This is a genomic window from [Bacillus] caldolyticus, assembly GCF_003595605.1.
Lineage (GTDB): Bacteria > Bacillota > Bacilli > Bacillales > Anoxybacillaceae > Geobacillus > Geobacillus thermoleovorans.
In genome coordinates this window covers 207,606-222,337 of sequence record NZ_CP025074.1, presented here as the reverse complement: position 1 = coordinate 222,337, position 14,732 = coordinate 207,606, and the positions used below count along the sequence as shown (strand labels likewise).

The window sequence follows — 14,732 nt, the reverse complement described above, 5'->3', positions numbered from 1 at the left end:
CAAAAAAAAGGCGGGCCGCCATCGGTCCGCCTTTTCGCCAAACCTCCCATCCCCCAACGCCTGTTGCCTTCGTCACCGCTTCGGAAACTGAAACGACAATTTCTTCTCGTTTTCATCCCAAACGAGTATGGCGTCAAACGTTTTCCCGCCTTTTTTAAACCCTTTTATGACATTTGTTTTCCCTTGCGCCAGCAGCTTTTTCACATTCGCCGCCGAAATCGATTTGCCGAGAATGCGTTTGGAGATCGTAAACGAGCATTTTGTTTTCGCGTACTGGTCGCAACCGTACAACGTTCCTTTGTCGATGACGGTCCCGCCGCAAAGCGGGCACGGCCCAAGCTTCTCGCCCATCGTTTTTTTCTTCCTTGTCCGCTGGATTGAGGCGGTGTCAACCCCTCTGAAATTCCAATTCGGCGCGGCGGCGATGGCGTCAGCGACCACTTTTTGCGCCAACTTTTTCACCTGTTCCATAAAGGCGGCGGGCGAGGCGCTCCCTTCGCCGATTTCGCTTAAGCGCTGCTCCCATTTCGCCATCATTTCCGGCGAGGCGAGGATCGTGCCGCCAAGCGCCTCGATCAACACTTTCGCCTTGTCGGTCGCATATACGAGGTTGTTTTTCACTTCAATATACTTCCGCTCTTTCAGCATGGTAATGATCGCCGCCCTTGTTGCTTCCGTGCCGAGCCCTTCCGTTTTGGCGAGCACTTTTTCCAGTTCCTCATCGTCCAAAAATTTTCCCGCCGTTTTCATCAAGGTGATGAGTTCGCCTTCTGTATACCGTTTCGGCGGCTCGGTCTTCCCTTCTTTCACCTTTACAGCGGCCGCTTTCCCCGCCTCCCCTCGCTCAAGGAGAGGCAGCGCAGCATCTTTCTCCTCCTCATGCGGACGGATGACGGCGCGCCATCCTTCCTCGACGACTTGTCTTCCTTTCGAAACAAAGCGGGCCCGGCCGTCAACGAGCGTCGTGACGGTCGTATAATCGATGACCGCCGCCTGATGGTGGGCGGCAATTAGGCGGCGGACGACCAAATCGTACACCTTCCGTTCGTCGGCTGACAGCTTCTCGGGATCCACCACTTGCTCGGTCGGGATAATGGCGTAATGGTCCGTCACCTTTTTCTCGTTTACATAACGTTTATTCTGTAAAATCGACGGCTGCGGCAGCGGAAAATACGAAGCGTACGCCGGAAACGAGGACAGCTTTTGCAAAATGGCGGGAAACGTTTCCGCTTCCCCTTTCGTCACATGCATCGAATCGGAACGAGGATACGAAACGATCCCTTTTTGGTAGAGCGATTGCAGCACATCAAGCGTCTTTTTCGGCGAGAAGCGGTACAACTTGTTCGCTGTCGCTTGCAGCGTCGATAAGTTGAACAACAGCGGCGGCTGATACGTTTTCCGCTCCGTGTGGACGTCGGCGACTTCCGCCCGTTTTCCTTGGCAAAAGGCAGCGATCTTTTTCGCCATCTCCTCGTCCCCAAGACGCGTTTGGCCGTTTTTATCCGTCCATTTTCCTTCATAACGCTTGTCGCCAATGACAAACGAGGCGACGACTTCCCAAAACGGTTCAGGGCGGAACTGCTCAATTTCCCGTTCACGCCGGACGATCAGCGCCAATGTCGGCGTCTGCACGCGCCCGACGGAAAACACATCGTTCATCCCGCGCTCCTTCAGCAAGAGGCTGTACACGCGCGAGGCGTTCATGCCGACGAGCCAATCCGCGCAGGCGCGAGCGTACGCTTCCTCATAGAGCGGGCGCGTCGTCCGTTCATCAAGCAGGCGGCGGAACCCTTCCTCGATCGCCTTCGGGGTCAAGGACGACAGCCAAAGCCGCTTCATCGGCTTGTTCACGCCGCTCATGCGGATGATGTTGCGCACAATGAGCTCCCCTTCGCGCCCCGCGTCGCCGGCATGGATGATTTCCGTCACTTCCGGCTTTCGCAACAGTTCCTTGACCACTTGAAACTGTTTCGCCTTCGCTTTTTCGATCTCATACTCGAACCGTTCCGGGATGATCGGCAACGTGTTGAGCGTCCACCGTTTCCACTCGGGGCGGTACCGCTCAGGAGCTGCGAGTTGGAACAAATGCCCGATCGCCCATGTCATATACGCCCCATCGGGAAACAAGTCATTCGGCAAAATTTCGATATAGCCTTGCCGTTTTTTCGTCCGAAAAATCGAGGCGAGCGTCGCCCCTTGGTCCGGCTTTTCCGCAATAATGACTTTCATCGTCCTTTCCCCTTACGGCACATCATGCCCCATGGAGCTTTGCAAAATGGCGAACCATTGCTCGCGGGAAAGCGACAAAGACAGCGCCCGCACCGCCCGCTCGATGCGTTCTTGTTTCCCCGAGCCGACAATCGGCATCATCCGCGCTGGATGAACGAGGAGCCACGCGTACAGCACTTCGTCGATCGTCTCAGCGCCCACCTCACCCCGCACTTGTTCAAGCGTCCCGCGCAGCCGCACCGCCCGGTCATCGTCAGCGGAAAAAATCGCTCCACCGGCGAGCGGCGACCATACCATTGGCGGAACGCGCTTCTCAAGGCAAAGGTCAACTGTGCCGTCTTCAAGATTTTCCAACCGATACGCCGATACTTCGATTTGGTTGGTCACGAGCGGAAACGGCAAATACGACTGAAGCATTTCCCACTGCGAACGTTTAAAGTTCGAGACGCCGAAATAGCGCACTTTTCCGTCCTGTTTCAGCTGGCAAAACGCCTCGGCCACCTCTTCTGGATTCATGAACGGATCCGGACGGTGAATGAGCAAGACATCGATATAATCCGTGCGGAAATTGGCGAGCGACTGCTCGACCGAGGCGATGATATGGGTTTTGCTTGTATCATATAATTTCATCCCGTATTTTGGCGGCCGCTTGATGCCGCATTTCGTCACAATCTCGATCTGACCGCGCAAGCTTGGCTTTAACGCCAGCGCTTCGCCAAAGCGCGATTCACACGTGTAGTCGCCGTAAATATCAGCATGGTCAAACGTCGTAATGCCGCGCTCAAGACAAAATTCAATGAGCCCGAGCAGCTGCTCGCGCGAATAGCCCCAGTCCGCAAGCCGACAACAGCCGTGAATGAGGCGGGAAAAAGTCAAATCGTCCGCTAAACGGATTCGTTCCATTGATCGTCTCCCTTTCTTTTTTTGGTTTTGGCTAAAATCGTTCCGCTTGCGCATACTACCAACAAGAGGAAAAAACGGAAAGGACGTGATGATATGAAGCGCTGGCTTCTTGGGCTCGCCGCCGTGCTTCTTTTGGCCTCCCCATGGCCGACATCAGCCGCCGAAACTGCATACGAATGGAATGTGGCCGACATTTACCCATCCGAACACGAATGGATGCGCGACTACAAGACGGTGAAAAACGCCTTGCCGAAACTGGCGGCGTTTGAAGGGAAGCTTGACGATGCGAAGACGATCGCCAAACTGTTCGCCCTAAACGAACAAACGGCCCGCAAGCTCGAAAAACTGTCGCTTTACGCCCATTTAAAACGCGATATCAACATTGAAGATGAAACGGCGGCCCGGCTCGGGGCAAAAGTGGAAGCGCTCGCCGCCCAATATGCGGCGAAAACAGCGTTTATCGAGCCGGAACTGCTCGCCCTCCCAGAGCGGACGCTCAGGAAGCTCCAAAAAAGCAAACCGCTGAAAGCGTACCGCTATTACTTCCATGAGTTGCGTGAGCAAAAGCCGCATACGCTCACGAAACGCGAAGAACAGCTGCTCGCGAAACTATCGCCGGCGCTCGGCGAAGCGGAGAACATTTATGACCACGCCGCCCGCGGCGATTACGAGCCGCCATCTGTCAAGATGCCGAACGGAAAGACAGTGACATTGACCGACGACCAATACGCCGCCATGCTCGAGCACCCGGACCGCCGCTATCGAAAGGCGGCGTTTGAAGCGAAAGCCAAAAGTTATGAAGCCATGGAACAAACCGCAGCCGCGACGCTGTATGCCTCGGTCAAAGCGGATGAATTGTATGCGAACGTGCGCCGCTATCCATCCGGCCTTGCCGCCGCGCTGGCCGCCGATGACGTACCAAAGGAAGTGTTCGATCACTTGATCGCCGCCACTCGCCGCCACTTGCCGGCGCTTCACCGCTATGTCGAACTGCGGCGGCGCGCGCTCGGGCTTGACCGCGTCCATAGCTATGACTTGTACGTGCCGCTCGTCGGCGAAACAATGAAACCGATTCCGGTCGAAACGGCGAAGACGCTCATAGTGGAAGGACTCAAGCCGCTCGGCGCCGACTATATCAAACAGGTGCACCGAGCGTTTCAAGAACGATGGCTTGATGTCTTCCCGCGCCCGAAAAAATATACCGGCGGCTACAACACGGGAGCGTATGACACCCATCCGTTCATCTTGCTCAATTACAACGGTTCGCTCGACAGCGTATTGACGATGGCTCACGAGCTTGGGCACGCCATGCATTCCGTATACACGAACCGCGCGCAGCCGTACCATTATTCCGGTCATTCGATTTTCACCGCCGAAGTCGCCTCGACCGCGAACGAATGGCTCATGCTCGATTATTTGTACAAACAGGCGAAAACAAAAGAAGAAAAACTCCGCCTGCTCATCGAACAAATCGAGCAAATCCGCGGCACGTTGTACACGCAAGTGATGTATTCCGAATTTGAACGGATGATTCATGACAAAGTGCGCCAAGGCGGCAGTCTGACAGCGGACGAACTGAACCATCTTTGGCTTGGCCTGCTGAAAACGTATTACGGCCCGGCGTACGCCGCCGATCCCGGCGCCGCGCACGGCTGGCTGCGCATCCCGCATTTTTATGACGCCTTTTATGTATACAAATATGCCACTTCGCTCGCGGCGTCGTACACCATTGTGAGCGACATCCAAACCGATACAAGCGGCAAGGCGGTGAAGCGGTACAAACAATTTTTGCGCTCCGGCGCATCCGATGATCCGATCCGTCTGCTCAAGCGAGCCGGAGTGGATATGACAAGCCCCGAACCGATCGAGCGGGTCTTAGGTCATTTCGCCGAACTCGTTGACGAACTCGATCGACAGCTGCCAAGCCAAAACCGTCAGCGGTCTACATGAAAGAGGTGTCCCGCGCCGTTCGGGACACCTTTGTTATTGCGGCGGAAAAAAGAATATCGCTTTGCGCTGCAACGCGCCGGACCGGTTAAGGCGGTCGATCGCGCGCAAAGCGACACCATGCGCTTGCCCCGCAGCCAAGGCGGTTATTCACTTAAAGATGCGCCTGCAATTTTTTCTTTCACCTTGCGGATGTTTTCCATCTTATTGTCCCAGCACGCTTGGCTCAAATCGACGGGATATTGCTCGGGATTGAGCGTCCGTTTGTACTCCTCCCAAAACAAGCGCAAGCTTTCTTTCGCATACGCTTGAATGTCCGGAAGCGGGGGCGACGTATACACGAGCCGGCCGTTGTCGAAGATCGTCACATGCAAATCACGCGCTTCGAAATTGGTGACGAATTTGCTGATGAACGTGTACACCGGATGGAACATTTTCAGCCGCTCTTCTTGCTGCGGGTTTTCGCTCTCTAAGGCGATGTAGTCGCCTTCCGCTTTATGGTTGATTTTGTTGACGATGCGGTACACCCGCTTCAGCCCCGGCGTCGTCACTTTCTCTGGATTGCCGCTGATTTTGATTGTATCGACCATCTCACCGCGTTCGTTTTCAATCGCCACCATTTTGTACACGGCGCCGAGCGCTGGCTGATCGTACGCCGTAATGAGCTTTGTGCCGATCCCCCACACATCGATTTTCGCCCCTTGCGACTTCAAGTTTAAAATCGTATCTTCATCCAAATCGTTCGAGGCGAAAATTTTCGCGTTCGGAAATCCGGCTTCATCGAGCATTTTCCGCGCTTCCTTCGACAAATAGGCGAGATCGCCGCTGTCGATGCGGATGCCGATAAAGTTGATTTGGTCGCCCAGCTCCTTCGCGACGCGAATGGCGTTTGGCACCCCGGACTTCAACGTATCGTACGTATCGACGAGAAATACGCAGTCTTTATGACGGCGTGCATACTTCAAAAAGGCGGTGTATTCATCCTGATACGCTTGAATCATCGAATGGGCGTGCGTTCCGGCGACCGGAATGCCAAACAGCTTCCCGGCGCGCACGTTCGATGTCGCCTCAATCCCGCCGATATACGCTGCGCGCGCCCCCCAAAGCGCCGCATCCATCTCCTGCGCCCGCCGGCTGCCGAACTCCAAAGCCGGTTCGTTCCCGAGAATATGCTTAATGCGCGACGCTTTCGTGGCGATGAGCGTCTGGAAATTGATAATGTTTAAAATAGCCGTTTCGATGAGCTGCGCCTCGGCGAGCGGCGCCTCGATGCGCATAATCGGTTCATTGGCAAACACCACTTCCCCTTCGCGCATCGAACGGACCGTGCCGGTGAAGCGAAGCGTCCGCAAATAGTCTAAAAAGTCGTCGCGGTAACCAAGTTCTTGGCGCAAATAGTCGATGTCGCTGTCAGAAAATCGGAACTGTTGCAAAAACTGAATGACACGCTCCAACCCAGCGAACACCGCATAGCCGTTGCCAAACGGCAGCTTGCGGAAAAACACTTCAAACACAGCGCGGCGCTCATGCATACGATCTTCCCAATACGTCTCGACCATGTTGATTTGATATAAGTCCGTATGAAGCATCAAACTGTCATCGGCATATTTTTTCATGAATGTGCAACCTCCAACATACGAATGACTGCGCCGCCGAATGGAGAAAAAGAACGTTCATCGTCTATTCTATCATGTTTTCTCCATTATTCCACTATTTCTGCGCCTAGCGTATGGCGAAAATGGCGGAGCGCCCATTCGTGTCCCGCCGCGTCGAAGCTCGCGACCGCCCGCCGGTGGACGACGATGCGAAAGCCTTTATTGTATGCATCGACCGCCGTATGGAGGACGCAAATATCGGTGTAGCAGCCGACCAAATGCACTTCCGTGATGCCTCTCTCGCGCAATTTCAGCTCCAAATCGGTCCCGGCGAACGCGCTGTAGCGCGTTTTGTCCATCCAGTAGACGTTGTCTTTATGCTTATTTGCTTGATACACCTCTTCGAGCTCCCCGTACAGCTTTCGGCCCTCCGTCCCTTCAATGTTATGCGGCGGAAACAGCTTCGTTTCCGGATGGTAGTGATCTCCCGCCACATGTTTGTCAATGGCGAAGACAACAAAATCTCCACGATCGATAAACTGTTTCGTCACCCGTACAAGTTCTTCTTCAATCGCCTGCCCCGGCTTCCCGCATGTGAGCGCGCCATGATCGGCGATAAAATCGACGGTGTAGTCGATGTTAATGAGTGCTCTCTTCATGAAAATCCCTCCTGCGTGTTTGTCTAACAAACGGGTCTTGCTGTACATTGCCGCTGCTATACTTTTACTCTACTCCAGCATGCAAAATCTGGGCAAGCAGAAGATTGCATAAGAAAGCGAGCCGATGATGCAAAACTCGCCTTCCATCGCTCAGCGGAAAAGTGATTCCTTTCTGACGAATGGTTTTTACGAATATTTACAAAAACAGAAAGTAGGATATGCCGATATGATCCCCCTTTTTTTCAATATCGTTTTTTTGCTCGTGCTTCTTGCCGTCGGTTTATCCGTCGTCTTCCTGAATAAATTTGCGTCAAACCGGATTCGCATGATCAGCTACACTGAGCCTCTCCGTTGGGTGCCGTTCAACAATTATCAGCTGAATCAAATCAACAAAGCGGCGCAACCATAAGCGCAAAGCGAAAATCCCGCGCCTGCTTCAAGCAGGCGCGGGATTTTCACTGATCCGTCAGCTATTTTCCGCCGCTTTCGCCGCTTTTAGCTGACTGCGCAAAATGAGCGACTGGATGATCGAGAAGCAACCGCCGACAACCCAATAGAGCGACAGCGCCGATGGGACGGAGCTGGCGCCGATAAAGATCATGACCGGCATGATGTACGACATCATCGCCATTTGCGGCATTTGTTCTTCGGCCATCGACGGCGAGAGGCGGAGCGAGATGAACGTCGTCAACGCCGCCAAAACGGGCAAAATGAAATACGGATCGCGGTGGCCAAGCTCGACCCATAGGAACGAGTGGGTTTTAATTTCTTGCGTCCGCGAAATCGCGTAATAAAGCGCCATAAAAATCGGCATTTGAATTAACACCGGCAGGCAGCCGCTCGCCGGATTGACGCCGTGCTTTTGGTACAGCTGCATCATTTCTTGCTGGAGCTTGCGCTGCGTTTCCGGGTCTTTGCTTTTATATTTTTCTTGCAGCTTCAACAATTCCGGACGCAGCTTTTGCATGGCGAGTGATGCGCGGAACTGCTTCAAAATGAGCGGCAGCAAGCAAAAACGAACGATGAGCGTCAGCACGATAATGGCGATGCCGTAGTTGTCGCCAAACCAGTGCCCAAGCGTCAAAAGGAGCTTCGACATCGGGTAGACAAAATAATGGTTCCAAATGCCTTGGCTATGTTCATTGATCGGTTCGTTGCGGTTGCAGCCGGAAAGAAGCAAGACTGCACCAAGCAGCACCAATACCCATTTTTTCATGAAAAGCCCTCCTTACTATCATGTTGCAAAATCATGCCGTTTCATCATAAAGGAAAGGGCCTTCCATCCTCATCCGTTCGGCTTGTCCGTTCCCGAACGGGAATTTTCCGCCGCTGCGGCAAAAACAGCGGGCGCCATGGAAGCGCCGCTCGTTCGGCGCCTCCTCCCGCCTCCCGCTCGCGAACCGAGGCCAACGCCGGCTCGTAAAACAATGATTTCGCTGTCCGATGTGCGCCCATATACCCTTTCATGATGATCCATAACGCGCCGACAAGCGACATATACACAAGCAAATCAATAGGCGCTTCCATGCGTCCCGTCCACCCCCTTTTGCCCCGTCCATCTTCTCTTCTCATACAATAGCAAACTTTCCATCAAAAGAAAAGCAACAATTGATCACATCCGCTCCAAGCGGTGAAATGCCGGCTCGTCAGCCGCCAACATGGCGAGCTCTCCGCTTTCATCAGCCGAAAATGCCGCCTCAAGCTCTTGCTTCGCCTCATCGAAGCGTCCAAGCAGCGCGAGACAGCGGGCTCGTTCGTAGCGAAGTCGAGCATCTTTGGCCATATGGACGCACCGTTCAATGGCGGCCAACGCCCGCTCAATGTGCCCTGCCGCTTCATAAGCAGCCGCGAGCTGCATATTCAGCTCTTCATCCTCAGGATACCAATCGGCGTAGCGCTCCCAAAGCGCCGCCGCTTCCTGATAGCGGCCCGTTTCCATATACTGTTCGCCAAGCAACATGAGCGCCTCACGGGCGAGCGGTTCTTCCGCCACGATCGCCTCCAGCTGCCGCTCGGCTTTCTCGTGCTGCCCTTCTTGAAGCCAAACGACCGCCTGCAACACGCGCAGTTCGACATCGTCCGGGTCATCAGCCACTAGCCGTTCAAGCCACCGCTTGGCTTCTTGGCGCTTCTTCTCATCGTCGGCCTTCAACAAGTGTTCGACGAATTCACGCGCCAATGAAGGATCCCAAACGCGGGCGAGCGCTCGGCGCCACGTTTTGATGGCATCGTCCTCCAGCTCGATCGCCGCATAGAGGCGGGCGAGCTGCCCATAGGCTTCCGCATCGCTGCGATTGAGGCGAATCGCCTCCTCATACAAATCAATGACGATCGAAAACAAGGAAAACCTGCCCATCCATTCTTTCGCTTTTGTCCACCACCGCACCGGCTCGTCGCTTTCGTTCTGTTCCTCTTCCAAATACGGAAGGAGAGCGGCGGCCGCATTCCGATAAACAACGCTTTTCGCCTCACGGCCGATCTTCAGCCGCTCCAGCCGGTGGCGCAGCTTCCCTAAGCCGCGCATCGTTTTCGGGAATAAGGCGACATATGCCGAATACAACGATTCATCGTCGGGATGGCGCACCATCAACCGCTCGAGCAGCTTGATTGCCTCTTTCGTGCGTCCTTCCCGGCTAAGCACATTCGCGTAATGACGAAGCACTTCACTGTGATCCGGGTCAAGAGCAAGCGCCCTCTCGACGGCCGCCTTTTCTTGATCGCGCCGTCCGAGCGCTCCATAAACATATCCAAGGCTGTCGTAATACCACGCCTCCCCTGCATGCGGACGGGCGTCAGCCAGCGCGCGGAGAAGCGCGGAAGGCTCCGCGATCGCGGCAAGCTGCTCCATATCGATGCGCTTCGGGGCCAAGCGCACCGCCTGAAGCAAATGCGCGTGCTGCCGCTCTTCGTTTTCTTCCGCCTCATAGAGTGAAGCTAAGCGAAAATGGCAAAGGACAAACGATGGATCGGCTTTGAGACAAGCCTCATACTGTTGTTTCGCCTCTTCGTGGCGTCCAAGCGAGGCGCACAGCTCCGCCAGCCGGAAGAGTGAAAGCCAATGGCCCATGGCGGCGGCTTCTCGGTAAAACGCCATGGCCTTGGACGGCCGGCCTTGCCGCTCATAAAGGACGCCGAGAGCGGAATGGGCCGAAGCGAGTTTCGGGCGAGCCGAGACAAGCTGTTTCAAAAACGCCCGGCCGCGCTCTCGAAGAGTTGGCGTTGTCAGCTGGTCGATGTAAAACTCGTACGCTTCTTCGGCATCAAACTCGGCGAGGCGCAGCCCTTCCTCCAACCACGACAGCGCCGTCTCGCGTCCTTCCTCCTCATCGGCGAAACCGTGGGCGATGAGCCATTTGCCTGCATTGAGCCAATATTCGCTGTTGTTGGCAAAACGAGTGCGCTGCTTGATTACATACCGGCGCGCCGCTTCCACATCCCCGCGCTCCGCGAGGGCGGCCGCCAAGCCTAGATGGGCAAACACGTCATCGCTGTCATGGCGGATCGCCTCTTCGTAGCACGAAACCGCTTGTTCCGCCTCTCCTTCCTCCATATAGAGATCGCCAAGGCGGACGTAAAGCGGCGCCAAACGCCAAGCAACAGCCAGTCCCTCTTCCAGCGCCGCTTTCGCTTTTTCCCGATCACCGTCGTCATCATACAAGTCAGCCAACATCAAATACGGGTACGGTTCCTGCGGGTCGAGCGCTTTGGCGACGCAAAAGCCGCGTTCCGCCTTGCGCCGGCGGCCGAGCTCCCGATCGCAGCGGGCCCGCTCATACCAAAGCTGGGCATCCCGCCGTTCGCGGCGCACAAGACGATCAAACCAGGCGCGCGCTTCGGCAAACCGCTTCGCGTGGAACAACAGCACACCATGGTTCGTTTCGATAAACAAATCGCCCGGATATAAGCTGACCGCTACGCGCGAAGAGATGAGCCCTTTTTCGATATGACCGGCGTACGCCGAGGCGAGTCCGAAATAGCTCCACACTTCCGGCTGATCTGGGTCCAACTGGAGCGAGGTGCGAAAATAGCGAGCCGCCTCTTCGTAGCGGCTGGCAAAAAAGGCGATTCGGCCGCGCAAATAATGGTAGAGCGGGCTTTGCGCCTTTCCTTTCACCCGTTTGAGCACGTCTTCAGCCTTCTCCATTTCTTGCGTGTAGACATACGCTTTCGCCGCCATCAGCAGCAAGTCGTTATGTTCGGGATACTCGCTCAAGACGCGCCTGGTGTAATCAAACACAAGCGGCTTCGCCTCATCGCTGCTAAAATGCTTCATGACATACAGCCATGTGTACGGGATGTGCTCATGCTTGCGCAAAAAGGCGACAAACGCGTCGAAATGCGCCTGCTCGTCCTCATCCATCTTTTCGGCCAACGCATGCAATTCGCGGAAATAGCGGTCTTCCTCTTCGGGGAGCTCGGCGGCGAGCGCCGCTTTTTCCCGGGGAAGCGCCACAATCGACAAATAATGCGTCCCTGCATACCATTTGGCAAGCTCGTCCTCGGAAACAACAAACGGATCAAATAGATTCGGGTCTTGCACGTACAACGCCCCAAGCCGCTCGTCATAGCCAAACAACACCTGCACGTGCGATGACTGTTCATAATCGACGCTTAACAGCACCGGAACGCCCTCATCAATCAGCCGCTTCCAACGAAGCGGCGAGCCGACGAAAAAGCGGCAAACAAAGCCAAGCTCTTCCAAATAATGAACCGTCGTCGACAATTTCGATCCGCGCACATCAAAAATATGTTGGGCCACTTCATCCTGCGTACGGGGGGAGCCAAGCAATCGAAGCATCATTTCCAAACTTGCCGGCACGCAATAGTTATGCTTTTGCACGACCGGCACAAGCGGCAGCACCACCGACCGTTTCCTTTGCCGCCCAAGCGCTCGGGCGTACGGCGTTTTTTCAAGCTGCGGCTCCGCTTTCACAAGCGATTCAAGCTTCTCCCATTCGTCAAGCTGGTAATACAGTTCGGCGCGCAAATGGGCGAAATAACGGCGATGCATATGAAGCGGATTCAGGCGGTCAAGTTCATCCATCGCCGCGAGCGCCTCACGGTAGGCGCGCACATCGCGCAAGCGGCGCACGCGCTCAGCGTAAAACGCCAGCACTTGCGGAAAGCGCCGCCCTCCTTCCTCCAAAACGGCAAGCGCCTCGTGGTGGCGGCCGTCAAGAGCGTACAAATCCGAAAGCAGCAAATAGCACATGTCGCCGCGCTCCGGGTCATCGAGACCGGCGCGAATCACCTGTTCGGCGCGCTTCCGGTCGCCGGTCTCGATATAAAAATAGCCCCACTTGTCATGCATCGGCACCGTCTCATAGCGGGCAACCACATCCATCCATTCGTGCGCCTCATCGATCCGCTGCATATCCAATAAAGCGCGCACCAACGCAAACGCCGCCCGGGCGATCGATTCCCTCGGCTCCTCCACCCGGCCTTCGAGCGCTTCTGTAAGACGCGGGGTGAGCGCCTCTTCCACATCGAGCGGCCGGCGGTTCTCGAGCCACTCATCACACACCCAAGCGAGCGTCTGCAACGTGTTGAACTTCCGGTGGGCGTACCGCGCGACAAGCCCGCTATGCCGGTACATGAGCGCATAATCAAACAGCCGGATGAGCGCCCGAAACGGCTCGATGCTGTCCCATGACGCCATGAGCGGCCGCCATTGAAACAATCCCATGTTTTCTAAATGCGGCCGCACCTGGGCAAGGGCATCCACGATTCGTTTTTCTTCAACGAGCAATGCGATCGGTTTGATATGATTCATACAAAGAAAACTCCCTTATTCTTTTTCCAGCTATTTATAAGTGTAGAACAAGCCCGGCAAAACAGCCACATATTTTTTCACAAAAATACCGACAAACAAAAAATGGCCTCTCCTTTGAACAGGATCAGCCATATACCGATTCGTTTTATCCGGCGTGCTTGGCGAAAAATTCGAGAGACCGTTCAATAATCATCAGTTGATCGTAATCGAGCGTCGCCACATGGTAGCTGTTTCGGAGGCGGACGATCTCTTTCTCCGTCGATGAAATGCCTTGAAAGATGATGTCGGCGTTTCCCGGCGGCACGACGTGATCTTCGTCGGAGACAAAAATCAACGCCGGACAGACGATGCGATCGAGTTTCGCTTTTGTCTGTGCCATCAGCCTAGCCAGCTGAAGAAGCGAAGCGGTCGGCGTTTTCTCGTATGCCAGCTCTTTCACATCCGGATTTTTCAAGTCCGAACCGATCGAATCCAGATACCTCGGCAGCTCGCCCCCGCCCGTCATCCCGGCGGCGATGGCCGGGATGTCGACAGCGGCGTTAATCGGCACGATGCCGCAGATGTCTGGGTGATGTTCCGCCAAATAAAGCGTGAGCGTCCCGCCCATCGACAGCCCGGTGACAAAAATGGTTTGGCATCGTTGTTTCAGCCATCCATATCCTTCTTCGACCGAGGCGACCCAATCGTGGAATGTCGTCCGTTCCATGTCTTCGTAATGCGTTCCGTGCCCTTTTAAGCGCGGCAGGCAAACGGTATAGCCGGCTTTCGCATACGCTTCAGCGAGCGGGCGCATGCTGTGGGGCGTGCCGGTGAATCCGTGCACGAGCAGCACCCCGACCGGCCCGTTTTCGGCGTAAAACGGCTCGGCGCCCGAGAGCACCGGATATTGTTCGCTCATCTTCCTCTCCCCCTTATCTAGTCAAATCCGTTCCTCTCACTATATTCGCCGCCGCACCTCTTTTTTCCTTTTTTGATCGGACGCCGTTACCACATCGACAACCATGACCGCCACCATTCGTGAAACAAGCCGTTGACGCCAAAATAGACGAATGCGATCCAAGCGATGCCAACCAATGCTTTCTCCATCCCTTTTCCCGTCCGATAGAGCGGCACTTTCCACCGCTTGGACGAAAACGGCCAAAACAGCGGCACCCCTTGAACAGAAAAAAAGTCTTCCACAATATGAAACAAGTAGCCGAGCACGAGCCCAGCGGTAAACGGCGACGCCGAGTCGCGCCAGACGAGGGCGGCAAGCACCCCCCAGACGATGAGCGAATGCGTCATGCCGCGATGGCCGAACGCTTCTTTTACTTTCCCCGCGACGCCGAACGAACGGCGGCCGACGTATGACGACGGCTCGTCAATGTCAGGAAGAAGGCTGCCGATGACAAGCCCCGCCGTATAGGCGGCGGTAAACGGCAGCTTTGTATGCGCGGCCGCCGCCGCGCCGAGGCATAATGTGGCAATGACATGGCTGGAGTATCGCAACGAAATCCCCTCAAACTTTTATCGTTTTCCCCATTATACCACAGAAAAGAATATTTGTTCGTTTCTTTGACGGATTTGTGACAATGATGCCAAGTGTGACAAAGTTAACATCGCGTTATTGACATCATGGCTATAGTT

The 14,732-nt window shown here is 55.1% G+C and carries 11 protein-coding genes; 2 read left to right on the top strand and 9 right to left on the bottom strand.

The features are described 5' to 3' along the window. Positions 1–72: 72 nt before the first annotated feature. Together CWI35_RS01110 and CWI35_RS01105 are read right to left on the bottom strand one after the other, a co-directional pair. Positions 73–2,229: a DNA topoisomerase III gene (locus CWI35_RS01110; RefSeq protein WP_119877411.1), complete on the bottom strand. Its 2,157-nt coding sequence runs from the start codon at positions 2,227–2,229 to the stop codon at positions 73–75. Between the two features lie 12 nt (positions 2,230–2,241). Beyond that, positions 2,242–3,132, bottom strand: coding sequence for an aldo/keto reductase (locus CWI35_RS01105; protein WP_023634583.1), 891 nt, complete (start codon positions 3,130–3,132; stop codon positions 2,242–2,244). Between the two features lie 93 nt (positions 3,133–3,225). On the opposite strand from CWI35_RS01105, the gene pepF reads away from it, so the two are divergent. Continuing rightward, positions 3,226–5,082: an oligoendopeptidase F gene (gene pepF, locus CWI35_RS01100; protein ID WP_119877410.1), complete on the top strand. Its 1,857-nt coding sequence runs from the start codon at positions 3,226–3,228 to the stop codon at positions 5,080–5,082. A gap of 143 nt (positions 5,083–5,225) precedes the next feature. Here pepF and CWI35_RS01095 read toward each other — a convergent pair whose 3' ends face one another. Both CWI35_RS01095 and CWI35_RS01090 read right to left on the bottom strand, forming a co-directional pair. Then, positions 5,226–6,695 carry a nicotinate phosphoribosyltransferase gene (locus CWI35_RS01095; RefSeq protein ID WP_014195911.1) on the bottom strand — a complete coding sequence of 490 codons (1,470 nt, stop codon included), beginning with the start codon at positions 6,693–6,695 and terminating at the stop codon, positions 5,226–5,228. An 86-nt stretch (positions 6,696–6,781) separates the two neighbouring features. Then, a complete protein-coding gene (locus CWI35_RS01090) occupies positions 6,782–7,333 on the bottom strand; it encodes a cysteine hydrolase family protein (RefSeq protein ID WP_119877409.1) in 552 nt (183 codons plus the stop codon). Between the two features lie 226 nt (positions 7,334–7,559). On the opposite strand from CWI35_RS01090, the gene CWI35_RS18465 reads away from it, so the two are divergent. Then, positions 7,560–7,742 carry a hypothetical protein gene (locus CWI35_RS18465; RefSeq protein WP_236620464.1) on the top strand — a complete coding sequence of 61 codons (183 nt, stop codon included), beginning with the start codon at positions 7,560–7,562 and terminating at the stop codon, positions 7,740–7,742. Between the two features lie 57 nt (positions 7,743–7,799). On the opposite strand, the gene yidC is transcribed toward CWI35_RS18465, so the two are convergent. From yidC to CWI35_RS01060, 5 genes are all read right to left on the bottom strand, one after another. Next, positions 7,800–8,549 carry a membrane protein insertase YidC gene (yidC, locus tag CWI35_RS01080; protein ID WP_014195914.1) on the bottom strand — a complete coding sequence of 250 codons (750 nt, stop codon included), beginning with the start codon at positions 8,547–8,549 and terminating at the stop codon, positions 7,800–7,802. A 44-nt stretch (positions 8,550–8,593) separates the two neighbouring features. Then, entirely contained in the window at positions 8,594–8,860 is a 267-nt protein-coding gene (locus CWI35_RS01075; protein ID WP_011231313.1) for a hypothetical protein, read from the bottom strand. An 85-nt stretch (positions 8,861–8,945) separates the two neighbouring features. Further along, positions 8,946–13,106, bottom strand: coding sequence for a bacteriocin-processing peptidase family protein (locus CWI35_RS01070; RefSeq protein ID WP_119877408.1), 4,161 nt, complete (start codon positions 13,104–13,106; stop codon positions 8,946–8,948). Between the two features lie 145 nt (positions 13,107–13,251). Continuing rightward, the gene (locus CWI35_RS01065) at positions 13,252–14,004 is read right to left on the bottom strand and encodes an alpha/beta hydrolase (protein WP_119877407.1); all 753 of its coding nucleotides are present in this window, start codon (positions 14,002–14,004) and stop codon (positions 13,252–13,254) included. A gap of 86 nt (positions 14,005–14,090) precedes the next feature. After that, a complete protein-coding gene (locus CWI35_RS01060; RefSeq protein ID WP_011231316.1) occupies positions 14,091–14,594 on the bottom strand; it encodes a metal-dependent hydrolase in 504 nt (167 codons plus the stop codon). Positions 14,595–14,732: the final 138 nt, after the last annotated feature.

Bases quoted from the DNA above. Each gene is read 5' to 3' on its own strand.
- CWI35_RS01110 (WP_119877411.1), bottom strand. From the start codon at position 2,229: ATGAAAGTCATTATTGCGGAAAAGCCGGACCAAGGGGCGACGCTCGCC.
- CWI35_RS01105 (WP_023634583.1), bottom strand. From the start codon at position 3,132: ATGGAACGAATCCGTTTAGCGGACGATTTGACTTTTTCCCGCCTCATT.
- pepF (WP_119877410.1), top strand. From the start codon at position 3,226: ATGAAGCGCTGGCTTCTTGGGCTCGCCGCCGTGCTTCTTTTGGCCTCC.
- CWI35_RS01095 (WP_014195911.1), bottom strand. From the start codon at position 6,695: ATGAAAAAATATGCCGATGACAGTTTGATGCTTCATACGGACTTATAT.
- CWI35_RS01090 (WP_119877409.1), bottom strand. From the start codon at position 7,333: ATGAAGAGAGCACTCATTAACATCGACTACACCGTCGATTTTATCGCC.
- CWI35_RS18465 (WP_236620464.1), top strand. From the start codon at position 7,560: ATGATCCCCCTTTTTTTCAATATCGTTTTTTTGCTCGTGCTTCTTGCC.
- yidC (WP_014195914.1), bottom strand. From the start codon at position 8,549: ATGAAAAAATGGGTATTGGTGCTGCTTGGTGCAGTCTTGCTTCTTTCC.
- CWI35_RS01075 (WP_011231313.1), bottom strand. From the start codon at position 8,860: ATGGAAGCGCCTATTGATTTGCTTGTGTATATGTCGCTTGTCGGCGCG.
- CWI35_RS01070 (WP_119877408.1), bottom strand. From the start codon at position 13,106: ATGAATCATATCAAACCGATCGCATTGCTCGTTGAAGAAAAACGAATC.
- CWI35_RS01065 (WP_119877407.1), bottom strand. From the start codon at position 14,004: ATGAGCGAACAATATCCGGTGCTCTCGGGCGCCGAGCCGTTTTACGCC.